Genomic DNA, 23,482 nt, shown 5'->3' with positions numbered 1-23,482 from the left:
ACGCGATGTCAACCTAAATTGACATACATGAGTGATACGGCGCAGCTGGCCTCCGACGCCGGCAGCCGCGACCCGGCGGTGGGCCTGCGGGCCGTGCGGGCGCTGCGGATGCTGGTGGATCGGCTGGAGGCCCTTCAAGTGGAGAACGCCAGGGAGCAGGGCTGGTCCTGGCAGGAGATCGCGCACTGCCTGGAGGTCAGCCGGCAGGCGGTGCACAAGAAGTACGCAGGGGGTCGTGGCCTGCTGAGACGGGAGAGATAGTCATGTTCGAACAGTTCACGGATCAGGCCCGGGAGACGGTGAAGCTCGCCCAGGAGAGCGCCCGGAGGCTGAACCACCGCTCCATCGGCACCGAGCACCTGCTGCTGGGCCTGCTGGGCCAGTCGCAGGCCGTCTCGACCGGGATTCTCGGACGGCACGGCCTGGATCACGAGCGGGCCTACCAGGCCGTGGTGCGCCTCGTCCCCCGCCCGCCGAAGGACACGCTCGACGCGGACGCACTGGAGACGATCGGCATCGACCTGTCCGCCATCAGGGAGAAGGTCGAGGCCACCTTCGGCCCCGGCTCCCTGGACCGGCCGCCGCAGCGGAACCACCGCGGCGGCCTGCTCAGCGGCCGCCACATCCCCTTCTCCTCCCGCGCGAAGAAGACCCTGGAGCTGTCCCTGCGGGAGGCCCTCGCCCTCAAGCACAAGTACATCGGCGACGGCCACATCCTGCTGGGGCTGCTCCGCGAGGGGGAAGGGCTGGCCTCGCGCGTCATCGCCGACGCGGGCATCGACGCCGCGGCGCTCCGCCGGGAGATCGTCGCGGAGCTCGGCACTCGGCGGACGGCCGGGTAGGGCACGTACCGGAGAGAGCCGGCCGCCCCCGGTGCCCAGCCGTTGTGGCCGGGCACCGGGGGCGGTGCGGGACTGCCGCGGGACCTACTTGGAGGCCCTGAGGTAGTCGCGGTTCATCTGGGCGATGGTGTCCAGCGGGATGCCCTTGGGGCAGACCGCGGTGCACTCGCCGGTGTTGGTGCAGCCGCCGAAGCCCTCGGCGTCCATCTGCTCGACCATGGCCTTGGCGCGGGAGTCGCGCTCGGGCTGGCCCTGCGGGAGGAGGCTGAGGTGGGTGATCTTGGCGGCGGTGAAGAGGGAGGCCGAGCCGTTCGGGCAGGCGGCCACGCAGGCGCCGCAGCCGATGCAGGTGGCCGCGTCGAACGCCGCGTCGGCGTCGACCTTTTTCACCGGGACGCTGTGCGCGTCGGGGGCGGACCCGGCCGGGACGGAGATGAAACCGCCCGCCTGGATGATCCGGTCGAACGCGGAGCGGTCCACGACCAGGTCCTTCACCACCGGGAAGGGCGCGGCGCGCCACGGCTCGATGGTGATGACCGCGTTGTCCTCGAAGTGCCGCATGTGGAGCTGGCAGGTGGTGGTGGCCACCTGCTCGCCGTGCGCGACACCGTTGATGACCATGCCGCACATGCCGCAGATGCCCTCGCGGCAGTCGTGGTCGAAGGCGACCGGGTCGTCGCCCTCCAGGATGAGACGCTCGTTGAGCACGTCGAGCATCTCCAGGAAGGACATGTCGGGAGACACGTCCTCGACGCGGTAGGTGACCATGCGGCCCTTGTCCTCGGGGCCCTTCTGGCGCCAGACCTTGAGAGTGAGGTTCATGCCCATGGCCGCTTACCGCTCCTCATTCGCTACGCGGGGTGCGCTCACTTGTAGCTCCGCTGGCTCATCTTGACGTACTCGTAGTCGAGGTCTTCCTTGTGCAGGACGGGGCCCTGCTCGCCGTACTCCCAGGCCGCGACGTAGGCGAAGTTCTCGTCGTCGCGCAGGGCCTCGCCGTCGGCGTCCTGCGACTCGGCGCGGAAGTGACCGCCGCACGACTCGGTGCGGTGCAGCGCGTCGATGCACATCAGCTCGGCCAGGTCGAAGAAGTCCCCGACCCGTCCGGCCCGCTCCAGCGCCTGGTTCAGCTCGTCGGCCTCGCCGGACACCTTCACGTTCTGCCAGAACTCCTCGCGGAGCTCCGGAATCCGCTCCAGCGCCTTGCGCAGCGATTCCTCGGTGCGCTCCATGCCGCAGTACTCCCACATGAGCCTGCCCAGCTCACGGTGGTAGGAGTCCGCGGTGCGGGTGCCGTTGTTGGACAGCAGCTTGTTGATCTTCTCGCGCACCGCGGCCTCGGCCTCGGTCACGGCCTCCTCGTCGACCTCCCCGTAGGGGCCGTCGGCGAGGTAGTCGCCGATCGTGGTCGGCAGCACGAAGTAGCCGTCGGACAGGCCCTGCATCAGCGCGGACGCGCCGAGGCGGTTGGCGCCGTGGTCGGAGAAGTTGGCCTCGCCGATCACGAACAGGCCGGGGATCGTGGACTGCAGGTCGTAGTCCACCCACAGGCCGCCCATCGTGTAGTGCACGGCGGGGTAGATGCGCATCGGCTGGGTGTAGGGGTCCTCGCCGGTGATGCGCTCGTACATCTCGAAGAGGTTGCCGTACTTCTTCTCCACCGCGTCGCGTCCCAGGCGGCGGATCGCGTCGGCGAAGTCGAGGTAGACGCCCAGGCCGCCGGGGCCGACCCCGCGGCCCTCGTCGCAGACGTTCTTGGCGGCACGGGAGGCGATGTCACGCGGGACCAGGTTGCCGAACGCCGGGTAGATGCGCTCCAGGTAGTAGTCGCGCTCGTCCTCGGGGATCTGCGAGACGGGCCGGTCGTCGCCCGCCTTGACCGGCACCCAGACGCGGCCGTCGTTGCGCAGCGACTCCGACATCAGGGTCAGCTTGGACTGGTGGTCGCCGCTGACCGGGATGCAGGTCGGGTGGATCTGGGTGTAGCAGGGGTTGGCGAACATCGCGCCGCGCCGGTGCGCCCGCCAGATCGCCGTGGTGTTGCAGCCCTTGGCGTTGGTGGACAGGAAGAACACGTTGCCGTAGCCACCGCTGGCCAGCACGACCGCGTCGGCGAGGTGCCGCTCGATCTCGCCGGTGACCATGTCGCGGACGATGACGCCGCGCGCCCGGCCGTCGGAGACGATCAGGTCGAGCATCTCGTGGCGGGTGTGCATCTTCACGGTCCCGGCCGCGATCTGCCGCTCCAGGGCCTGGTAGGCGCCGAGCAGCAGCTGCTGGCCCGTCTGGCCCCGGGCGTAGAAGGTCCGGGAGACCTGCGCGCCGCCGAAGGAGCGGGTGTCGAGCAGGCCGCCGTACTCGCGGGCGAACGGCACGCCCTGGGCCACGGCCTGGTCGATGATGTTCACGCTGACCTGGGCGAGCCGGTAGACGTTCGACTCGCGGGCGCGGAAGTCACCGCCCTTGACGGTGTCGTAGAACAGCCGGTAGATCGAGTCGCCGTCCCCGCGGTAGTTCTTGGCAGCGTTGATGCCACCCTGGGCCGCGATGGAGTGCGCGCGCCGGGGCGAGTCCTGGTAGCAGAACGACGTGACGTTGTAGCCGAGCTCGCCGAGCGTCGCGGCGGCCGAGCCACCCGCGAGACCGGTGCCGACGACGATGACGTTGAGCTTGCGCTTGTTGGCCGGGTTGACCAGCTTGGCGCTGAACTTCCGCTTCTCCCAGCGGTCCTCGATCGGACCCTCCGGAGCCTTGGTGTCGCGGATCGGCTCGCCTTCGGTGTACTGCATTACTTGATCACTCCGATCATGACCGCGACGGGGACCGCGAGGAAGCCGACGACCAGCACGGTGGAGATCACGGCGGCGGTGATCTGAAGGGAACGGTAGCCACGGCCGCCGGCCAGACCGAGCGTCTGGAACACGCTCCACAGACCGTGCCGCAGGTGCAGCCCGATCATGACCATGGCGACCACGTAGAAGAGCGTGACCCACCAGCGCGACGGGTCGAAGCCCTGCACCAGCCGCTCGTACGGCGTGCCGTCCCAGCCGGCGGGGTTGACCGCGCCGAACGTGAGGTCCAGCAGGTGCCAGATGACGAAGAGCAGGATGGTGAGGCCACCCCAGCGCATGATGTGGGTGGTGTACCCGGACGCCTGGGACTTCGGCCTGGCCGCGTACTTCACCGGCCGGGCCTTCCGCGCGCGGCGGGCCAGGGAGACCGCCGCCCACATGTGCAGGCCGACCGATACGGCCAGCACGGCCTCGACGGTGGTCAGCAGGACACGGCGCGGGAAGATCGGCTCGCCCATGGTCCGCAGGAACTCGGCGTAGGCGTTGAAGCTCTCGGCGCCGAGGAAGCTCTTGAGGTTCCCGGCCATGTGGCCGATGAGAAAGAGCACCAGGATGGCGCCCGTGACGGCCATCACCGCCTTCTTCCCATTGGAGGAACCCAGCAAGCCCTGGGGCCTCTTGGGTTTCGTCGTCTTCGCGGCGGCGCCCGCGGGGGAATTGACCCGCGCGGTGGCGGATCCGCGCTCAATCGTGGCAGTCACATCTGTGACGCTAGGTAGCGAGGTTTCCCTCCGTCCAAGTCATCGCGGATGTGGTTTCCATAGCCTGGGGCTATCACCTCTGCTTCCGGGCGCCTTCACGGCGCCGTCTCCGGGACCGGTGCGAGTAATCTCACATCGTCTCCGACAACGGGGGCCGCCCCGGATCCGCCGCCGGCACCTCCGTACGCTAGGGAAACGTGCAGCTCCAGCAACTCGCCTACTTCGTGGCGGTCGCCGAGGCTCGGCACTTCACACAGGCCGCCGAATGGATGCGCGTCGCCCAGCCGTCGCTCAGCAAGCAGATCAAGGTCCTGGAGGCCGAACTCGGCGCGCCGCTGTTCAGCCGCGCCCGCGGCAACGTCACCCTCACCCCCGCCGGGGAGGCCCTGCTACCGCTGGCCCGGCGGATGCTGGCCGACGCCGAGACCGCGCGGCGCGAGGTGGGCGAGCTGGCCGGGCTGCGCCGCGGCCGGGTACGGCTGGGCGCCACGCCCTCGCTCTGTGCCGGGCTGCTGGCCGACGCGCTGGCCAGGTTCCACCGGAGCTATCCCGGCATCGAGCTGTTCGTCGAGGAAGGGGGCTCCCGCGACCTGGTCCGCACCCTCGCCCGCGGCCAGCTCGACCTGGCACTGATCATCATGCCCCTGCAGAGCGACGACCCCGCCCTGGTCACCGAGGAGATCCTCCGGGAGAACCTGGTCGTCGTCTCCCCCTCCATCTCCCGCGCCCGAAGGCGGTACATACGGATACAGGAGCTGCGTGGGCAGCCGATGGTGATGTTCCGGCGCGGCTACGACCTGCGGGAGGCCACCCTCAACGCCTGCCGCCAGGCCGGGTTCGAGCCGAAACTGGCGGTGGAGGGCGGCGAGATGGACGCCGTGCTCCGGTTCGTGGAGGCGGGGCTGGGCATCGCCCTGGTCCCCTCGATGGTCCTGGACGGCCGCCCCGGCCTGACCGGAACGCCGCTGGCCCCTCCCGGACTCCAGCGCACCGTGGCCATCGCCCACCGCAAGGACGTCGAACCCACCCGCGCCGCTCACGCCTTCCGCGACACGTTGCTGTTCTTCCTGGCCGAGGCCGCCCACGACGGTAGTCTTCCCGAAGGCCTGGAGCTGATCATCACCCCATAAGTGCTGCCGTATGGCGTTGACGCGGTTCACCGAGGCCCATCTCCACCTCGCGCCCGTCGGGGTGGGCGGCGCGCCACTGCCGGCCGGGCTGGCCGATGATCTACCCGAAGGCCTGATCAGCCCGTGGAACCTGGCAGGTTCGTGGCCCTTTCCTGACCAACGTGACAGGAATCACATCCCGTCAGTGAAAATGCGAGTGACCCTTCTCACATAACCCCCGGGCTCCGTCGTAACGTATCCCCCACCAACATGCGCGCGCACGTGTGAGCCGGCGCGACCATGGCCCAGCGCGCGGCACAACTGAAACGACCCGGACCCCCGGCGAGCAGGGTCCGTGGGAGGTGGAGAGGTCTCCGATGACCCAGACAACGACCGACAGCCCGGTCAGAAGACAGCGTGCGCAGATCAAGGAGCGCACCCTGCGGACCGATCAGTGGTGGCGTTATCCACTGGTCACTTTCATCATCTTCATGGCGTTCCTCGTCTACGCCACGTGGGCGATCTTCGATAAGAGCTTTTTCGTTTCCCCATATCACGCCCCGTTCGCGTCCCCGTGCCTGGCAGCGGCGAGCTGCCCGGAGGAGGCGCGGCTGTTCGGTTTCGCGCCCTTCGGGGACTGGTACACCCTGCCGCCGGGCCTGCTCATCCTGGGCCTTCCCGCCGGCTTCCGCTTCACCTGCTACTACTACCGCAAGGCCTACTACCGGGGCTTCTGGCTGTCGCCCCCGGCCTGCGCGGTGAACGAGCCGCACAGCAAGTACACCGGCGAGTCCCGCTTCCCGCTGATCCTGCAGAACGTCCACCGCTACTTCTTCTACGCGGCGATCGTGATCGGCCTGGTCCTCGCCGTCGACGCGGTGAAGGCGCTCATCGGCAACCCCACGGGGCTCGGGACGTGGATCCTCATCGCCAACGCCGTCCTGATCAACCTGTACACGCTGTCGTGCCACTCCTGCCGCCACATCACGGCCGGACGTCTGAACCACTTCTCCAAGCACCCGGTCCGCTACCGGGCGTGGGGCATCGTCTCCAAGCTCAACGCCAAGCACCAGGAGCTGGCGCTGATCTCGATGTTCTCCGTCATGGGGGCCGACCTCTACGTCCGGCTGGTCGCCAAGGGCATCATCAACTTCCCGTTCGCATAAGGATCAGCTGTGGAAATCGAGCGTCACGAATACGACGTCGTCGTCATCGGCGCCGGCGGGGCAGGACTGCGGGCGGCCATCGAGGCCCGCCAGCAGGGCAAGCGGACGGCCATCGTCTGCAAGTCGCTGTTCGGAAAGGCCCACACGGTCATGGCCGAGGGCGGCGCCGCCGCCGCCATGGGCAACGTCAACAGCGACGACAACTGGATGGTGCACTTCCGCGACACCATGCGCGGCGGCAAGTTCCTCAACAACTGGCGGATGGCCGAGCTGCACGCCAAGGAGGCCCCGGACCGGGTCTGGGAGCTGGAGGCGTGGGGCGCGCTGTTCGACCGCACCAAGGACGGCAAGATCAGCCAGCGCAACTTCGGCGGGCACGAGTACCCCCGGCTGGCCCACGTCGGCGACCGTACCGGCCTGGAGCTGATCCGCACCCTGCAGCAGCGCGTGGTCGCGCTCCAGCAGGAGGACGAGAAACTGCACGGCGACGCCGAGGCCTACATCAAGGTCTTCCAGGAATGTACGGTGACCCGCCTGCTGAAGGACGGGGACGCGATCTCCGGCGCCTTCGGCTACTGGCGGGAGAACGGCAAGCTGATCCTGTTCGACGCTCCCGCGATCGTGCTGGCCACCGGCGGCATCGGCAAGTCCTACGTGGTGACCTCCAACTCCTGGGAGTACACCGGCGACGGCCACGCGCTGGCACTGCTGGCCGGGGCGAAGCTGATCAACATGGAGTTCATCCAGTTCCATCCCACCGGGATGGTCTGGCCCCCGTCGGTCCGCGGCATCCTCGTCACCGAGTCCGTCCGAGGTGACGGCGGGGTGCTGAAGAACTCCGAGGGCAGGCGCTTCATGTTCGACTACATCCCCGAGGTGTTCAAGGACAAGTACGCCACCACCGAGGAGGAGGGCGACCGCTGGTACACCGACCAGGCCAACAACCGCCGTCCCCCGGAGCTGCTCCCCCGTGACGAGGTGGCGCGGGCCATCAACTCCGAGGTGAAGGCCGGGCGAGGATCCCCGCAGGGCGGCGTCTACCTGGACGTCTCCTCCCGGCTCCCGGCCGCCGAGATCATCAGGCGGCTGCCGTCGATGCACCACCAGTTCAAGGAGCTGGCCGACGTCGACATCACCAAGGAGCCCATGCAGGTCGGCCCGACCTGCCACTACATCATGGGCGGCGTCGAGGTGGACGCCGACACCGGCGCGGCCGACGTCCCCGGCCTGTTCGCCGCCGGTGAGGTCTCCGGCGGGATGCACGGCTCCAACCGGCTCGGCGGGAACTCGCTGTCCGACCTGCTGGTGTTCGGCCGCCGGGCGGGTGCCGGAGCGGCCTCGTACGTGGACGGGCTCGCGGCCCGCCCGAAGATCTCCGAGGACTCGGTGGAGTCCGCGAGGGCCGAAGCGCTCGCTCCGCTGGACCGTCCGGGTGAGAACCCCTACGAGGTCCACCACGAGCTGCAGCGGACGATGAACGAGCTGGTCGGCATCATCCGCAAGGCCGAGGAGGTCACCGAGGCCATGGAGGCGGTGGAGAAGCTCAAGGAGCGCGCCCAGAGGGTCGGCGCGGTCGGCAGCCGGATCTACAATCCCGGCTGGCACCTCGCCCTCGACCTGCGCAACATGCTCCTGGTCTCCGAGTGCGTGGCCAGGGCGGCGCTGCTCCGCCAGGAGAGCCGCGGCGGTCACACCCGTGACGACTTCCCGGACATGTCGCCCCAGTGGCGTCGCAAGATCCTGCTCTGCGGTCTCTCCCCGGACGGCTCCGGCGTGACCGTCGAGGAGAAGGTCCAGCCCCCCATGCGTGAGGACCTGATCACGTTGTTCGAGCGGGACGAGCTGAAGAAGTACATCACCAAGGAAGAGCTGGCCGACTTCGACGCGTTGGTCAAGGAGTAGCCATGAGTTACAAGGCGAAGTTCCGCGTGTGGCGGGGCGAGGGCGGCGAGGGCAAGCTTGAGGACTTCACCGTCGAGGTGAACGAGGGCGAGGTCGTCCTCGACATCATCCACAGGCTCCAGGCCACCCAGGCCCCCGACCTCGCGGTCCGCTGGAACTGCAAGGCCGGCAAGTGCGGCTCCTGTTCCATGGAGATCAACGGCAGGCCCAAGCTCGGCTGCATGACCCGGATGTCCACCTTCGCGGAGGACGAGACGATCACGGTGACGCCCATGCGGACGTTCCCCGTCATCAAGGACCTGGTCACGGATGTGTCGTTCAACTACCAGAAGGCGCGGGAGATCCCGTCCTTCACCCCTCCTGCGGACGTCAAGCCGGGCGAGTACCGCATGCAGCAGATCGATGTCGAGCGGTCCCAGGAGTTCCGCAAGTGCATCGAGTGCTTCATGTGCAACAACGTCTGCCACGTGATCCGCGACCACGAGGAGAACAAGACCAACTTCGCCGGTCCGCGCTTCCTCATGCGGATCGCCGAGCTGGACATGCACCCCTACGACGTGGCCGACCGCAAGGACTCCGCCCAGGAGGAGCACGGCCTGGGCTACTGCAACATCACCAAGTGCTGCACCGAGGTCTGCCCCGAGCACATCAAGATCACCGACAACGCGCTGATCCCGATGAAGGAACGCGTGGTCGACCGTAAGTACGACCCGCTGGTCTGGCTCGGCAACAAGATCTTCAAGCGCTCCGGCTCGAAGAGCTGACCTCCGCCGACAGCGCCGGCCCGCGTCCACGCGGCCGGCGCTGTCCTTCGGGGCTCCCCCCCGAGGTCGCAGCGGTTACGTGGAGCGGCGGAAGAGGCCGCGCCTCCTCTTGCCCGCGTCCTGACCCGGGAGAGGCTGGATCGCCGTGCTGTCGGGCCCGGGAGGGGGCGGCGGGCCGATGAACGTCTCCTCAGCGTGGCCGCCGGCATACGGCGGTCCCTGCGATTCCCGCAGGAGGGGCGCGCCGGGAAATTCACCGGGCCCCTGCGGGAACGGCTGTCCCGGGGCGGCCGGCGGAACGTCACCGTCGGGGAGGGGGGCCTGCGGTCCGTCCCCGATAGGCCCGTAGGGCGGCTGCCCGTACGTCGGGGAATACCGTTCCGGCTCGTAGCCCGGCTGGGGCGCCTGCTCATGACCCTGGTGGAACGGCTGCTCATGCGTCTGCGGATACCACTCCGGCTCGTAGCCCGGCTGGGGAGCCTGCTCATAACCCGGCTGGGACATCTGCTCGTACGGCTGGGGATACCACTCCGGCGCGTGGCTCTCCGGGTAGACGGAGGGGTACATCTGCATGGGGACGAGGCTGATTATCGGGGCGTACGCCGTACCACCCGGGTAGACGCCGTGCTGGAAACCCGGCGCCGGCCCGTAGCCGGGACCGGCGGGGTATCCCGTCGCGCCCATGAACTCACCGTGCTGCCGGCCCGGGACGCGGGGACCCGCGTGTCGGATGGCCGCGGCGTGGGCCAGCCGGCGCAACCTGCCTTCGAAGATCAGTACGGAGAACAGCACGAGCAGCACGAGGATCAACGCCGGGATGGCGAGCTGGCTGCTCAGCGTGGCCCCGTCGAACTCGGAGCCCGCGTTACGGATCTCATAGGGCACCGGGTCGGGCGTGACGTCCTCGAACGCCGGGGTGCCGCTCGGCACGGGCGAAGCGGTGGGGATCTCCGTCGGAGACTGCTCCGTGCTGGGGAAGACCACCTCCGACTCCTCGGGCGTCGGCTCCGCCGTGACGTCCTGCGTCGGCTCCGCCGTGACGACGGGCGGTGGCTCGACGATGACGGGTGGCGGCGGCGTCAGCGTCGGCGTCGGGGCCGGGGCCGGGGCCGTGGTCTTGGGAGGCTTCGACGGAGGGACGGTGATCGTGGTGGTCACCGTCTTCTGCGGCGCCGGGGGCTCCTCGGGGTACTGGGTAACCGTGACGGTGACGGCCGGTGCGGGTTGCTCCTCACACGGAGCCGCCGGATCGGCGTAACAGCCCGGGATCTCGGAGGGGCTGGCGAGGACCAGCCGTATGGCCGCGTCCGCCGGTGTGGTGGTGGTGAGCGGCGCGACGGCGAGCAGCGCCGCACCAGTCAGTCCCAGGGACATCACAACGGCGGAGACGGCCGCCGTACGCCGTGAACGCGTCACCGGTGCCCTCCGGGGGGATTCTCCGTGCAATAAAGTCAAGGAAAATACTAGTCGGGCAAAGTAACGGCAAAGTGCTTTTTACAACACAGGTCGTGCTTCGCGACGGCGCTGGGCCCTCATCTGCAGCCAGAGCATCCCCAGCAGACCTCCGACCCCGGCTCCCACCACCGGAAGGCCCCGCATGCCGGTCAGGAGCGGACCCGAGTCGGCGATCGACATGATCTCCTGGCTCGACCCGTCCAGATCCCGGGGCAACGGTGCACCCGGCGGCTGCGGTTCCGCCGCCGAGTAGAGCGGGGGCACGGCCGGCGCGGGCACGGCCGGCGCGGGCGCGGCCTGTGGCATCCGGACGGCGGGGTCGTTCCACACCGGGGGGACCTGCCCCTGCCCCTGCCCCGGTCCCTGCCCCGGCACCTGGGGGGCCTGGGGGAACTGCAACGTCTGCGGCATCTGCTCAGGCACCTGCGGCATCTGCTCAGGCACCTGCGGCATCTGCTGCATTTGAGGCATTTGGGGCACCTGTGGCATCTGCTGCATCTGAGGCATCGGTGCGGGGAGCCGGGGCACCTGTCCCGTCAGCCGGGACATCCGCCCCCTCTTGGCCGCCGCCCTCACCCGCGAGAACGACGGTCCGGCCACGACGGCTCGCGTCCGCTCTCCCCGCGGCACCCGGGCCATCCCCCTCGGACCGCTCTGCTTCACGGACTGCGGAGCGCCGGAAAGCTCCGGCTCCACCGGTCCCGCCGGGTGGTCCTCATATATGGAGGCACTCCCCCCGGGCGTCGAGGGCTCCTCCAGGATCATCGACATGCCCTTCTCCTGGGAGGGGTCCTTCGAGTGCTGATCCGGCGGCACGGCCCGCGCCTCCGGCTCTCCCACGACCTGCGGCGCCTTCACGCCCCCCGCGGTGATCCCCGGAGCCCACGGGGGCACGCCGGGAGCGGGCTGGGGCAGGACGGGGCCGGCCGCCTCGACGACCTCGGTCGCCTTGGACGCCGGATTCCCGACCGTGGTCCGCGCCGTGTGGGTGACCCACACGCCCTCGGAATTACGCATCCGGGCCACCGCGGTCAGCTCGACATCCGCGGCCGTCTCCGGCATGGCGAGCAGTACGTCCACGGAACTGCGCGTGTTGACCTCCCCCAGGGAGCACATCCCGGCACCACCGTTGACCGGCGCCTGGGCGTCGGCCTCCTGCGGGCATTCGACGCTCTTGAGCGCCTCGGCGGGCGTCGTCACGACCGCCAGCCGCGCGTCGGTGCCGGATCCCTCCAGCCACACCCGGAAGCGGACCACGTCACTGGTGCTGACCCACTGTGACCAGAAGTTGAGATCCTCGGCTCCGGCCACCCCGACAGGGGGCGTGACGGAATCGTCCGTCCCGGCCGCATGCACCACCGGCCCCCCGCCCAGAATGAGCGCCCCCGTACCCACGGCCGACACGACCCGGGCACGCCGCCACCATCCGGCCACCGCACTTCTCCGATCCCCCGATACGGACGCACGACAACAATGCGTTCAGTAATCGCCATGTTACATCACGTTACCGTCCGCCCCTCATCCAGCTGAACCTGCAGGGCCCGCACGATCGGCAGGTCGGCGGGTAGCCACCCCACCTCGTACAGCTCGCCCATGGACAGCCAGCGCAGTTCCAGATGTTCTTTGGCCTCCGGCTCCCCCTCGACGATCCTCGCCAGCCAGACCCGGAGCACATAGCCGCCCGCCAGCGGCCAGTCGCCGCCGACCTGCTCCCCGGCCTCGACCAGGACGCCGAGCTCCTCCCGGCACTCCCTGATCAGCGCGGTGCGATCGTCCTCCCCCGGATCGACCTTCCCGCCGGGAAACTCCCAGCCACCGGCGAGCTCGGGCGGCTCGGCGCGCTGGGCGGCGAGCAGCCTGCCGGTGCCGTCGACGATGGCGGCTCCTACAACGATCTTGTCCATGACATCCGATTGTGTCAGCCCTGCTCCTTCAATTTGAGTTGCGCGAGAACGTCGGGATTTCGCAGCGGCCGGGTGAACCCCACGATGCCGGTCCGCTCCTTGTACGAGGTGACCTTGATCGGCCCGCACAGGCTGCACCTCGCCTCGACCATCTTGCCCGGCGAGACCACCATGCCCACATGCCCGGGCCGGTCGACCGTGGTGCCCGGACCGGCGTTGAAGAAGACCAGATCCCCCGCCTGCTCATCACCCGGCGCGATCTTCACTCCGAAGGGCCACTGCCCGAAGGTCGTGCGCGGAATGGTCAGGCCGACGCTCCGGTAGGCCATGTAGATGATCCCTGAACAGTCGAAGGCGTCCGGGCCGGTACCGCCCCACAGATAGGGTTTGCCGCGCTGGGCCAGCGCGTACTCCAGGATCCCGGCCACCGTTTCGGTGGGCGCCGCCGCCACCAGAGGCCCGTCGCAGGTGTCCTCCGCCTCCGGCGGGACGCTGACCTCACCGTCCTTGGCGTACTTCTTGGCGATCTCCATGACCTGGTCCACGTACCACCAGGCCCGGTTGTAGACGAACAGCGACCGCCGTACGTCCTCCGGCGCGCCGTTGTGTTTGAGCATCTTCGCCGCGCCCAGGATGGCGTCCGCCGGGTTGTAGACGTCCGCCCAGCCGTCGCCGTCGCCGTCGGAGGCGTAGCCGTTGAACTCCGAAGGAATCTTGATCCTCGCCTTGCCGCCCCAGGTGCTGATCAGGAACTGCATCGGCCCGGCGGCCCCCGCCTCGTTGGTGCCGCTGTGCACCCCGGGAAGATTGGAGCGTCCGTGGTCGGTCTCCCGCTTGCCCACTCCGGCGAGCACGTTCCACTGAACACCGACCTTCTCGGCGTTCTTGCGGTACAGCTTGAGGTAGTCCGCAGGGATGTCCGACACCGCCGTCTCGGACTGCCCCCCCGCTCTCGTGACGGTGTCCTCGCAGTCGGGCAGGCCGCCGCCGGTGAAGGAGGGGAAGACGCTCACCAGCATCAGCGGCGCCATCACCAGCGTGAGCAGGCAGAGCCCCCCGACGGCGAGGACCAGGGCGAGGTAGAGCTTCCTGTTTCCCGTCATCCGACCCCTCCGGCCTGTGCGGACGGGTCATCTCCGTCCTGACCGTCGTCCGCCGGCTGCAGGTCATGGACCCGCCAGTCGGCGCCGACCTCGACGAGCGTGACGGCGTAGTCCTCGACCCGCTCCTTCACCCCACTTCTGGCGGTGACGTTCTGGGTGCCGGTGACCACGAACACCACCGAGGTTCTCTGGATCTGCCGGATCTCCTTCACCTTCGCCTTGCCGACCGAGACGACCTCGTCGGCGCGGTTGGCCTCGATGCTGCCCGGGGAGGTGACCGTACGGAGCAGCACTCCGGCGAACTCGTTCGTGGTGTATCCCCGGAGCCGCTCCCCGTAGGCCGCTGGATCCTCGTCGTAGCTGAAGGTGCCGTACTCGGCGGTGAACCGCTGGGCGTAGTCGGCGGCCGCGGCCAGCTCCCGCTTGGTCATCGGCAGGTAGGAGTAGACGTCGAAGGGCGCGTCGCTGGCCGTCGCCGACGGGCGGGGCGGCTCGACACTCACCGGCGCCTGTGATCCGCGCCCGGTACGGCTCACCCCCACCGGATCGGTCCGGGCCTGCTGCCCGTCGCCGGAGTCGGGCCACATGGTCAGGTAGATCCCGACCAGGGCCAGCACCACGACCAGCACCGCGAAGACGGTTCCCCTGCGGCTGCCCCCTTCGACCATCGTCAGTCCCTGTCGGGGTTGGACGCGCGGAGCCAGAAGGGCGCGGCAGCCTCATCGGCCTGCCTCCCCTGCTCGGGCCGGCTGGGCAGCCAGAGCGGAGGTGCCTCGGACGACCTGTCCGCGCCGCCGCCGTTGTTCCTGCCCCCGCCCGAAGGTCCGCCGAACAGGCTGCCCCCCGATCCCGACGCACTCCGGGAACTCCCGAACAGACCGCCCCCGGATCCCGAGGAGCTGCGGGAGCCGCCACCACCCCGCGAGCCCGAACCCGAGCCCGAGCCGCTCCGCGAACCCGAGCCCGGACCCGAGCCACGTGAGCCGGAGTCCCAGCGCCGGGAACCACCGCCGGGGCCGAAGACGCTCCCGCCCGACCGGCTGCCGCTTCCTGAGGGGGCGGACGACCTGCCACCGGAGGAGGGAGCCGGGGCCGGGCCCGACCCGCCCTGCGGGGTCCAGCCGCCGGAGGGGCCACCGAACCAGCCGCCCCCGCCACCGCGGCTGGGACCGCCGGACCGGGTCGGCGACCCGCCGGCCGCCGACGCACCGCCGGAGAGGTTGAGCGGCGGCGCCGCACCGGCACGGGCGGCGGTGACCGGACGGCCCGTCCCCTTGCGCCGCGCCCCCGGCTGGGCGTCGGTGTCCAGCGGCGCGGGCTGCGCACCGGCCGGGACCCGGGCGCCCGAAGGCGTGGCCGTCGCCCCCGGGGCACTCTCCTCGGCTCCCCCGCGGACCTTGCCCTGGGCGACCGCGGCGGCCGCCGTGGCGACGGAGGCACCACTGGCGAGCGCCGCCGCCTGCAACGCGGGCTCCGCCTTGCGCATCCCCCAGCGGCCCATCCGGGCCGCCGCGACCGGTGGCAGCACTCCCGCCGCGCGCTGCAGGGTCGGCGCGGTGGTCGCGTCGCCCAGCATGCGGGTGGCGAGCGTGTGCCCGTCCATGGAGGCGAACAGGTGCTGGAACGGCCGCCGGTAGAAGAACACCGCGATCGTCAGCAGGGCCATGAACATGACCTGCATACCCCACGGCATCGCCGTGGAGATGATCAGCGCGTAGCCGTACACCAGCACGCTCAGGACCAGCGCCAGCACCGCCTGCCTGAGCAGGGTGCCGATCAGCATCTCCACCCAGCGCATCGCGATGATCCGGCCGGTCCCCGGATGCACGCCGATCAGCAGGAAGACCGGTGCGAGGATCAGCAGCAGCAGGAACCCGACCTTGAGCACCAGCAGCGAGACCGCCACCAGGAAGATCAGCAACCCCGCGACCATCGCGGCCATCAGTGCCCCGATCGCGATGCCCAGCCGGTTTGTCCAATCCTTTCCCTGAAAGAGGAAGAAGACAGGCGTGTTCTCCAGCGGTTTGGCGACCTCCTCCTCATACCTTGCCTGGTGGGCATCTGTATTGAGGACCTGAGAGGACTGGATCTCGGACGCGTCGACCGCCTGAATGTCCAGCAGCTTGGAAGCGTATTTCTGCACTACCGGCGCGGTGGCGTCGGCGGTACCGAACTCACCCATCAGCCAGGGCTTGCACACCAGGGTGGACCAGAGCGCGTCAGCGTTCTGGTCGACGCCCGGGACACCACTCTGGCCGTAACCGCCAGGCTTGACCTGGGGATTGGCGTCGCCCTTGGCCGGCAGACAGGACACCCCGCCCGCGCCTGGCAACCCGGAGAAGGCCGAGTTGACCACCTCGCCGGTCTTGTCCGTGACGATCTTCCCCAGTCCGGTGAAGTCGCCGGGACGGCTGAAGAACCAGACCGCGACGGTGACCGCGAGGACCATCCAGATGACGCCCTCGGCGGTCGTGGTCGCGCGCTTGCGGATGAGGCCGTACCAGGCCAGCCAGATGGCTCCGAGGATCACGATCGGCCTCAGGAAGGGCCAGTACATCGCCTCGGACAGTCTGGTCACGATGTCGTCGGCAACGTCCTTGATCGACTCCAGGGGGCCCTCGGTCGCCGCCGCCTGGTAGGTCGTGATGGTCAGCCGGTCCAGGGCCTTGGCCCAGGAGAAGACCGTGTTCGCCATCATGTTGCCCATCACCGCGGCGACATCGGTGCAGCCGAGCTGGTAGGTGTGCCAGAACTGGCCGCTCATGCCGTAGGTGGCGTAGTTTCCCTGCGGGCCGCCGTCCGGGCTGCCGTCCGGCGCCGGAACGGCCGGCGTCCCCGCCTTGGACGCGTCCGGGGGCGGTGGTTTCAGCAGGCCGTCCACGCCCGAGCCGACGAGCTCGGGAGTCAGGTCCGGCGAGAGGTCACAGGGAGCCGCGGCGGCCGTGGGCACGGCCGCCGGCAGCAACACGGGCAGAGCGAGGAAGCCGGTAAGCGCCACCAGTGTGATGGCGATCCGTCTGAGTAGCCGTCCCTTGCGGGGACCCTTCATGAACGTACCTCCAGCGCCGCGGCCCCCGGCCTACTGACTCTGTCGCCCCCGGAAAGATCATGCACGTTCTCGTCTGGTCTGTCGTGGGTCGGATTCGTGTCGAGCCAGCGCAGCAGCTCGTCGGAGATGAGGTCCACTCCGATACGGCCGGCCCGGCCTTCCAGATCCCGGAAGACGCACTCGCCGTTGCCCAGCGAGCGCAGTATCGCCTTGTGCTCCTCGGAGGGTTCCACCCCGAGCAGCGCCATCACGTGCTCCACCTCGACCCGCTCGGTGGACCGGAACGCGAACACCGACGACAGGCAGTTCGTCACCTGCTCGTTCAGCAGGTCACCGGCGTTCTGCGAGACCAGCACCAGGGCCGTGTTACGGGACCGGCCCATCCGGCTGACCTCGGGCACCAGCTTGGCGCCCTCCGGGGTGGAGGTGATCGCCCAGGCCTCGTCCAGGAAGATCGCCTTGGGCGTCCGCCGGTCCAGGCCGTTCATCAGGCCCCGGGCGAACTGGGCGACCAGGTAGAGCAGCGCCACCGACAGCCGCTGCTCGTAGGAGTAGTCGTCGCGGCCGGTGGAGGCGTCGGGAAGAGTCAGGCCGCCGAGAGTGAAGACCGTGGTCCAGCCCTCGGTGTCGATCTGGTCGCCGCCGGAGGGGTCGAAGCAGAGCCGGGCGAGATGCATGTCCGACATCGAGCGGAGCACCGCGCCCAGGTTCTTGGAGGCGGCGTCCTCGGTCCGCTCCAGGAAGTCGACGACCTTGCCCAGCGAGGGGTTCTCCCCGTTGGAGACCGCCGCGACCGCCTGGATCATCGCCGACTCGCGCTCCTCCGACATGCGCGGGAGCAGCAGCCGCAGCGTCTCGCTGGCCATCGTCTTCTTGGTCGCGAGGTCGTCTCCGAAGGAGAAGGGGTCGAGCAGGCCCGGCGCGGCCGAGCCGAGCGGGATGATCCGCGCCTTCCTGCCGCGCCTCTGCAGCAGCTGGACCAGGGAGTCGGCGTCGCCCTTGGGGTCGATGACCGCGACCGTCACGCCGCGCAACGCCATCTGGTAGATCATCAGCAGTGCCAGCGTGGTCTTGCCGCCGCCGGGCTCGCCGGTGATCGCGATGGCCGTCGGCCGGTTGCGCGTGGCCGCCACCAGCGGGTCGAAGTGCACGATGCTCCGGGCACGGCCCAGGGTCTCCCCGACGTACGGTCCCATCCAGCCGGCCTTGCCATCGTCCGCCCGGTCGCCCAGTTCCACGGTGGCGGTCGCCATACCGCCCGCGATGGTCCGCAGCGGCTGCCGCTGGGCGTAGGCGTTGACCCGGACCCGCTCACCCGGCAGCGCCTCGCAGAACAGCGAGAACTGGTCGCCGGTGGAGTTGACGATGTCAATGCCCATGTCGCGGTAGTGCTCCACGACCGCCTCGACCCGCTGCACGCAGATCTCCTCGGTCGGGGCGGACACGATCAGCCGGTGCCAGCCGTACACGAAGGGCAGGCGTTCCTTGGTGATGCCGTGCTCCAGCATCCGGGCCGCGTCGATCTGCTCGGCCAGCGCCAGCGGTGCCTCCGCACCCGCCTCCCGGATGTGGATGTCCATGTCACGGGCATGGGCGAGCTTGCGAGCCACGTCCTTGCTGGCCTTGATCGGCGAGATCAGCCGCATTCTCGAACTGATCTCCACCGGGAAGGGCAGCTGGTCGGCGAAGTGCATCCACGGCTCGCCGTCGGGGAAGGGCATCATGTCCGGGAACCGGGCGAAGGACAGGTGCGCGACATAGGATTCGCCGTGCGGCTGCTCGATCCGGAGCAACGACCTGCCGTTGTGGATCTGCCCCTCCACCAGGGACTCGATCTCGCCCTGACCCCACCGCCGCTTGGGGCTGGCCGACGCCGGCGGATCGCCGAGGGAGCCGGTCGCGGCGTGCTGGAAGAGCCAGGCGATCTCGGTGGAGGTGGCGTGCCGGGCGTACAGAGCGCTCGCCGACAGCGCCCGGCCCAGCCGCTCGGCCTGCTCGGACCACTTGGTGATCTCCGCCTTGGGGACGTGGTCGTCCTCGATCCCCAGGGCCTTCTCGCTCTGCTGGTAGAAGCCGAAGAGCTGGGCCAGGACCCCGGTGCCGAGCTGCCTGCCGCGCGCGCCGAGCCGTACGCCCAGGTAGACCTCCTTGCTCCAGAAGTCCTTCGCCCAGACGTGCCGGTACATCTCCTCCAGGTAGTCGCGCCAGCCGGGGCCCTCGTCGGAGGTGGCGTTCAGCGCCATCGCCCACTCGGCCGCCGGGTAGGTGCGGTGCGCCACCCGCAGGTGCACCTCGGCGTCCGGCATCCGGATCGTCGCCAGCGCGATCGTGATGTTGGTGGCCAGCGCCTCCCGCTCCTCGGACGTGATGAACTCGTAGCTGACGGTCGGCAGCCGGAAGTAGGCCCAGACCGACGAGTCGGTCAGCAGGATCCGGTCGTCGAAGTATCGGACCGCGAGGCGGCTGCGTGCCCGCGAGGCGCGGCTCACACGACCTCCTTCGCCGGCCGGAGGGCCGGACCGCTGCGACTGACGGCTCGCTCGCCGCGCTCGCTCACACACCCACCTCGTTACGCCCGTTCACCACGTCTCCTCGCGCCCGGGGGATCACTGAGCCAATTCCTCCTCGCTGGATCGAACCGCCTGCGCCGCTCCGAAACCCGCCACCACGACTCCGGCCAGCGCGAGATACGCCCGGCGGCCGGGCGCCCGCAGATGGGACGGCTCCACCCGTTCGGACCTGCCGGGAGCCAGTTCGTCCTCCCAGGGCACCCGCACGATCGCCCGGCACCGGCCCCGCGCGAGCGCCTCGGCCTGTTCCACGTCGCCCATGCTGCGGCGGCTCACCCCGTTGACGACCATGATCGCGCGTCGTCTGAGGTCCGAGCAGCCGTGTCCGTCAAGCCACTCGTAGGTCATCGCCACCGCGTCCGGCCCGTCCTGGCTGGCCGGGACCACCAGGACCAGCTGGTCGGCGTAGGGCAGCACCCGCGCGGCCAGTGCCGCCGCCGGGTCCATGACGATCAGCTTGTAGTGCCGGTCCAGCATGTCCATGGTCTGGCTGAGCCGCCGGTCGGAGAAGAGCGTGCGGTCGGAGAGCCGCTGCTCGGCACCGGAGTCGCTGTCGCCGGCGATGACCTCAAGGCCCGAGGCGCAGCGGCTGGTGTAGGCGCGCATGCCCAGATAGCCGCGGACGTTGTCGAGACCGGTCAGCAGGGAGATCAGGGTCTCGGGCGATTCGCCCTGGATCCGGTTGGACAGGGCGTGAATGCCGACGCCCGCGTCGACCGCGAGCACCCGGTCCTCGCGGTAGCGGGCAAGGGTGTGCCCGAGCATGAGCGCGGTCGTGGTCTGCCCGGCTCCCCCGGTGCATCCCAGCACCACCACCCGGCGGCTGCCGCCGAACACCGCGCTGGCCCGCGCCTCGTCGACCTCCGCCCCGTCCGTACGGCTCGTGCTCCCCGGTCCGATGACCACCTGGGCCAGCCGCCGCCATCCGCCCGAGGAGTCACGGCCGACGACCGACTCCACCCGGCGCACCCTGGTCTCACCCTGGGCGGACCTGGGCACCGCCACCGTGGGCGCCACCGGATCGGCCTTGGCCTCGGCCCCCGAGGGGACCGCCCGGATCGAGACGCCCGCGGGCGTCCCCGCGGGTCGCTCCTGTGGCCAGGTCCGCGATCTCTGTGTCTCGGCGGCCGGTGGAGCGGGCCGGGCCGGAGCCGGAGCGCGTTCGGCCTCGGCCGAGGCGGCGAGCCTGCGCAGGCGCCGCAGCGCCTCGGTGTCGATCGGAACCGCCGGCACGGCGGGCACGGACTCAGCGGGCACGGACGCGACGGGCACGGACTCGGCGGACGCAGGCTCGGGGGACGCAGGCTCGGGCTCAGCGGACGCGACGGGCACGGACTCGGGGCCGGACGGGAGGACCGGAGCGGACGGCTTGGCGGGAATGGGGTCGACCAGGGCCTTGACCAGCGCGGTGGAGGCCGCGGGAGGCGGGGCGAGGGAGACCCGTTCGACCGGTACGGCGGAAACATGTTCCGGGGCGCCACCGGCGGCCACCGCCTGCCCGAGGGCCGGGGCGGTGCCCCGGCGGGGGGCGGGAGCCGCACCCCAGGCGACCGATCCGCGGGCGACCGGGGCCGCGGCCGCCGCCGCCGCTGCGGCGGCCACCGCGGGGCGGACCTCCCTGGAGGACACGGCACGCTTCGACTGCGCGTGCCGGGCCTTGCGTGAGGATCTGACCCGGACCGGGGCGGCCTGCTGGGGCGCGGCCTGCCAGATCCGGCCGGTCAGGTTGATCTCCGAGGGCTCGGCGGTGGGAGCCATCCGGCACCAGGTGCGGGGCTCACCGACGTAGCGCAGCTGCGACTGGAGCAGCTCGGTGAGTCTCTTGCTCTCGATCACCGGCCGGGTGGAGAGCCAGGTGACGATCCCGGGTGGCACCAGGTAGACCACGTGCCAGGGCGCGGCGAGGGGCAGGCCCAACAGGTAGAGCAGCAGCGACCAGGGCACCACCACGCCCACGAACACACCGATCCAGACAATGGGAAGCGGCATCGGTAGCCGTAGGTCGTACAGCTTGTAGAGCCGTTTCTCGATCCGCCAGATATTGGTGTACGTGGGCAGGTCCACGCGCTCCTCCTTTCCGCCTCTCGCTTCTCTGACCGCTACAAGCGATCTCAACCCCCCGTGATGCCCAGTGCGCCCGCGATCGCCTTGGCCGTCACCTCGATGATGTTGGGCACGTAGAAGATCACTCCGATGGCGACCGCCAGGATGATGAACTGCACGAACCTGGTGATCTCACGGGTGAAGAGGAAGAAGAGCGCGACGACGGAGACGACGACAAGGAAGAGCGGGGCGAAGAACTTGCGGAGGAAGTCGGCCAGTCCCTCGGTGTTCACGCCCGCTGGAGGAGCGGCTGGCTGGGCGAGGTCGATCACGCTCAGCAGGATGGTCTTCAGGATCACTTCACGTCCTCCGTGCTCATGATCGCGCTCGGCGGGCGGACACGGGCCCGCGACACGCATGTCCGAACCCGCCCACCGCCGACTCACTGATCAAGGGGGGTCTGTTCACTGCGGCTCGACACCATTCGATCATGTGTTACCCCACAGACCGTTTCGCGCCTCGGATGTCCTTGACATACCACTTGTCGCCCTGCTTGACCACGGTGAGCAGGTAGGCCTGCTCCAGCTTCCCGACGGCGTCCCCGGGATCGGTGGAAGTGGTGTCGGCGGACGGTGCCGTACCCGAGGGCACGCCCCACACGACCGTCGCGGTGACGTCGCGGGTGGCGCCACCCACGAGGGGGACGACGAGGTTCTTGAGCTGCACGAAGGTGAACGCGCCACCGAACCCCTCCAGGGTGACGTCGGGGGCGGCGTAGCGCTGCAGGGAGGCGCTGTCGCTCGCGGCATAGGCCTTGAAGAAGTCCGCCAGCGGCGTACGGAGCTCGGCCTCGGCCGCCTCGTCCCTCTCACCCGCGGGCAACGGGGGCAGGTTCGCCGGCGTCGGAGCCGGCAGGATCCCCGGGCGCCCGGAGACCACGAACCTGTCCGTCCGGCTGTCGTGGAACACCGGTACGGACAGGAGCTGGCGGCGGCTCCCCGACTGGAATGCCAGGGTCACCACGGCGTTCTCCCTGTCGACGATCTCCGTGCCGTACGGCTGGACGGCACCGGCGGCCATCCGGCCGAGACCGTCCCAGCCGAACTGCGGTTCGGCGCCGTCGGGCAGGTAAGGCGCGAGTCTGGACGCCCTTTCCTGGGAACGGACGGCTTCGAAATTCAGATAGACGGCGGCGAACTGGCTGGCGAAAGAGGTCGCCCGGCTGACGGGAAATTCAGTGTCGGCGGAAAGAGGGACCGATCCACCTGCGGCGTTCGGCCGAGTGAAACGTTCAAAAGGTGCACGGACCCCGTTCACCACGATGACTACTATTAACGCCCAGAGAACGGCGCGGCCGGTCCATACCAGCCAGCGCCCACCTCCGCCGGACCAGCGGCCCCGGGACATCACACTCCGCCCACGGGCCGGAGCGCCGTCGAAGCCGGAGTCGTAGGACGCGTCCGCGTACGCCGACGGCTCAGGCTCGCCAGCGATCCGAGGATCACGCTGGACCGTTGCCCTTCGAGCCATCATGCCTCCGCTCGCGCCCATCCCCCGGTCGGCGCGGTGTCGTATTACTTCCGCCCCCGTTAACCATGGTCAAGCACTTACTCTAACCGTCCCGGCGATTGTTCCAGGAAAGCCACGCCTATGCTGCAGGCATCCTCCTGACTGAGCAAACCCGGTCTGGAACCCCGGCGAACCCGTTACCTGGTCACATCCCTAAAAAAGCACGTTATGCCTGGTCGGTGGAGAGCCTGGTTACTCAAACGCCACGCATTGCTGTCCAAACAGCGCCGAGACTGTCGCGACCTGCGCATTTACCAGAAATGCGTCACTCAGCGTAACCAGAAGGGAGAACAGGGCCGATTGGAGGAGGGCCCCAGGGCCTCGGCTCCAGGAGTCCATGAGACGTCGGGGCCGAAGGGCGCGACGGTGGTGTTGACCGGGCTTTCTCCTGTTCCGTTGAGGTTGCCCGTGAAATTGGGGGACAACCCCAGCGGATCAGGAGGCCCGCAGCGG

19 protein-coding genes are annotated in these 23,482 nt (G+C 69.5%); 6 read left to right on the top strand and 13 right to left on the bottom strand.

Annotated elements, in window-relative coordinates:
- The first annotated feature begins 27 nt into the window (after window positions 1–27).
- Window positions 28–261: an RNA polymerase subunit sigma-70 gene (locus ACIN94_RS04700; protein WP_400699668.1), complete on the top strand. Its 234-nt coding sequence runs from the start codon at window positions 28–30 to the stop codon at window positions 259–261.
- A 2-nt stretch (window positions 262–263) separates the two neighbouring features.
- Complete coding sequence (locus ACIN94_RS04695; RefSeq protein WP_400699666.1) at window positions 264–842, top strand: Clp protease N-terminal domain-containing protein; 579 nt, start codon at window positions 264–266, stop codon at window positions 840–842.
- A gap of 84 nt (window positions 843–926) precedes the next feature.
- Here ACIN94_RS04695 and ACIN94_RS04690 read toward each other — a convergent pair whose 3' ends face one another.
- Genes ACIN94_RS04690 through ACIN94_RS04680 form a run of 3 tightly spaced genes read right to left on the bottom strand, consistent with a single transcriptional unit; the run spans window position 927 to window position 4,395 of the window.
- The gene (locus ACIN94_RS04690) at window positions 927–1,664 is read right to left on the bottom strand and encodes a succinate dehydrogenase/fumarate reductase iron-sulfur subunit (RefSeq protein ID WP_400699960.1); all 738 of its coding nucleotides are present in this window, start codon (window positions 1,662–1,664) and stop codon (window positions 927–929) included.
- 44 nt (window positions 1,665–1,708) lie between these two features.
- A complete protein-coding gene (locus ACIN94_RS04685; RefSeq protein ID WP_400699663.1) occupies window positions 1,709–3,631 on the bottom strand; it encodes a fumarate reductase/succinate dehydrogenase flavoprotein subunit in 1,923 nt (640 codons plus the stop codon).
- The gene (locus tag ACIN94_RS04680; protein WP_400699660.1) at window positions 3,631–4,395 is read right to left on the bottom strand and encodes a succinate dehydrogenase cytochrome b subunit; all 765 of its coding nucleotides are present in this window, start codon (window positions 4,393–4,395) and stop codon (window positions 3,631–3,633) included. The genes ACIN94_RS04685 and ACIN94_RS04680 overlap by 1 nt, the downstream gene beginning before the upstream one ends.
- 197 nt (window positions 4,396–4,592) lie before the next feature.
- Here ACIN94_RS04680 and ACIN94_RS04675 point away from each other — a divergent pair, with 197 nt between their 5' ends.
- From ACIN94_RS04675 to ACIN94_RS04660, 4 genes are all read left to right on the top strand, one after another.
- Window positions 4,593–5,525, top strand: coding sequence for a LysR family transcriptional regulator (locus ACIN94_RS04675; protein ID WP_400699657.1), 933 nt, complete (start codon window positions 4,593–4,595; stop codon window positions 5,523–5,525).
- A gap of 356 nt (window positions 5,526–5,881) precedes the next feature.
- Window positions 5,882–6,670, top strand: coding sequence for a hypothetical protein (locus tag ACIN94_RS04670; RefSeq protein WP_400699654.1), 789 nt, complete (start codon window positions 5,882–5,884; stop codon window positions 6,668–6,670).
- Between the two features lie 9 nt (window positions 6,671–6,679).
- Window positions 6,680–8,572 carry a fumarate reductase/succinate dehydrogenase flavoprotein subunit gene (locus ACIN94_RS04665; RefSeq protein ID WP_400699652.1) on the top strand — a complete coding sequence of 631 codons (1,893 nt, stop codon included), beginning with the start codon at window positions 6,680–6,682 and terminating at the stop codon, window positions 8,570–8,572.
- A 2-nt stretch (window positions 8,573–8,574) separates the two neighbouring features.
- Window positions 8,575–9,336, top strand: coding sequence for a succinate dehydrogenase/fumarate reductase iron-sulfur subunit (locus tag ACIN94_RS04660; RefSeq protein ID WP_400699649.1), 762 nt, complete (start codon window positions 8,575–8,577; stop codon window positions 9,334–9,336).
- A gap of 75 nt (window positions 9,337–9,411) precedes the next feature.
- Here the strand turns inward: ACIN94_RS04660 and ACIN94_RS04655 are convergent, their stop codons facing one another.
- The 10 genes from ACIN94_RS04655 to ACIN94_RS04610 form a co-directional block, all read right to left on the bottom strand.
- A complete protein-coding gene (locus tag ACIN94_RS04655; RefSeq protein ID WP_400699646.1) occupies window positions 9,412–10,752 on the bottom strand; it encodes a hypothetical protein in 1,341 nt (446 codons plus the stop codon).
- A 78-nt stretch (window positions 10,753–10,830) separates the two neighbouring features.
- Window positions 10,831–12,225, bottom strand: coding sequence for a hypothetical protein (locus ACIN94_RS04650; RefSeq protein WP_400699643.1), 1,395 nt, complete (start codon window positions 12,223–12,225; stop codon window positions 10,831–10,833).
- Between the two features lie 65 nt (window positions 12,226–12,290).
- Window positions 12,291–12,695 carry a (deoxy)nucleoside triphosphate pyrophosphohydrolase gene (locus ACIN94_RS04645; RefSeq protein WP_400699640.1) on the bottom strand — a complete coding sequence of 135 codons (405 nt, stop codon included), beginning with the start codon at window positions 12,693–12,695 and terminating at the stop codon, window positions 12,291–12,293.
- A 14-nt stretch (window positions 12,696–12,709) separates the two neighbouring features.
- Complete coding sequence (locus tag ACIN94_RS04640; RefSeq protein WP_400699637.1) at window positions 12,710–13,798, bottom strand: C40 family peptidase; 1,089 nt, start codon at window positions 13,796–13,798, stop codon at window positions 12,710–12,712.
- The gene (locus tag ACIN94_RS04635) at window positions 13,795–14,466 is read right to left on the bottom strand and encodes a hypothetical protein (protein WP_400699634.1); all 672 of its coding nucleotides are present in this window, start codon (window positions 14,464–14,466) and stop codon (window positions 13,795–13,797) included. The genes ACIN94_RS04640 and ACIN94_RS04635 overlap by 4 nt, the downstream gene beginning before the upstream one ends.
- A gap of 2 nt (window positions 14,467–14,468) precedes the next feature.
- Complete coding sequence (locus tag ACIN94_RS04630) at window positions 14,469–16,847, bottom strand: type IV secretion system protein (protein WP_400699631.1); 2,379 nt, start codon at window positions 16,845–16,847, stop codon at window positions 14,469–14,471.
- Window positions 16,844–19,336 (bottom strand): ATP-binding protein, encoded by a 2,493-nt coding sequence (locus ACIN94_RS04625; RefSeq protein WP_400699628.1) that lies wholly within the window; start codon window positions 19,334–19,336, stop codon window positions 16,844–16,846. Before ACIN94_RS04625 ends, ACIN94_RS04630 begins: the two co-directional genes overlap by 4 nt.
- 117 nt (window positions 19,337–19,453) lie before the next feature.
- Complete coding sequence (locus ACIN94_RS04620; protein WP_400699625.1) at window positions 19,454–21,481, bottom strand: TcpE family conjugal transfer membrane protein; 2,028 nt, start codon at window positions 21,479–21,481, stop codon at window positions 19,454–19,456.
- 47 nt (window positions 21,482–21,528) lie between these two features.
- Window positions 21,529–21,819 carry a hypothetical protein gene (locus ACIN94_RS04615; protein ID WP_400699622.1) on the bottom strand — a complete coding sequence of 97 codons (291 nt, stop codon included), beginning with the start codon at window positions 21,817–21,819 and terminating at the stop codon, window positions 21,529–21,531.
- 136 nt (window positions 21,820–21,955) lie between these two features.
- The gene (locus tag ACIN94_RS04610) at window positions 21,956–22,990 is read right to left on the bottom strand and encodes a conjugal transfer protein (protein WP_400699620.1); all 1,035 of its coding nucleotides are present in this window, start codon (window positions 22,988–22,990) and stop codon (window positions 21,956–21,958) included.
- Window positions 22,991–23,482 lie beyond the last annotated feature (492 nt).

It is taken from the genome of Streptosporangium sp. NPDC087985 (genome assembly GCF_044741965.1).
In the GTDB taxonomy this organism is placed as follows: Bacteria; Actinomycetota; Actinomycetes; order Streptosporangiales; family Streptosporangiaceae; genus Streptosporangium.
The sequence above is the reverse complement of the archived record's forward strand: the minus strand, read 5'-3'. Positions and strand labels throughout refer to the sequence as shown.

Coding starts and splice junctions, on each gene's coding strand:
- ACIN94_RS04700 (WP_400699668.1), top strand. CDS start 28: ATGAGTGATACGGCGCAGCTGGCCTCCGACGCCGGCAGCCGCGACCCG.
- ACIN94_RS04695 (WP_400699666.1), top strand. CDS start 264: ATGTTCGAACAGTTCACGGATCAGGCCCGGGAGACGGTGAAGCTCGCC.
- ACIN94_RS04690 (WP_400699960.1), bottom strand. CDS start 1,664: ATGAACCTCACTCTCAAGGTCTGGCGCCAGAAGGGCCCCGAGGACAAG.
- ACIN94_RS04685 (WP_400699663.1), bottom strand. CDS start 3,631: ATGCAGTACACCGAAGGCGAGCCGATCCGCGACACCAAGGCTCCGGAG.
- ACIN94_RS04670 (WP_400699654.1), top strand. CDS start 5,882: ATGACCCAGACAACGACCGACAGCCCGGTCAGAAGACAGCGTGCGCAG.
- ACIN94_RS04660 (WP_400699649.1), top strand. CDS start 8,575: ATGAGTTACAAGGCGAAGTTCCGCGTGTGGCGGGGCGAGGGCGGCGAG.
- ACIN94_RS04645 (WP_400699640.1), bottom strand. CDS start 12,695: ATGGACAAGATCGTTGTAGGAGCCGCCATCGTCGACGGCACCGGCAGG.
- ACIN94_RS04640 (WP_400699637.1), bottom strand. CDS start 13,798: ATGACGGGAAACAGGAAGCTCTACCTCGCCCTGGTCCTCGCCGTCGGG.
- ACIN94_RS04635 (WP_400699634.1), bottom strand. CDS start 14,466: ATGGTCGAAGGGGGCAGCCGCAGGGGAACCGTCTTCGCGGTGCTGGTC.
- ACIN94_RS04630 (WP_400699631.1), bottom strand. CDS start 16,847: ATGAAGGGTCCCCGCAAGGGACGGCTACTCAGACGGATCGCCATCACA.
- ACIN94_RS04610 (WP_400699620.1), bottom strand. CDS start 22,990: ATGGCTCGAAGGGCAACGGTCCAGCGTGATCCTCGGATCGCTGGCGAG.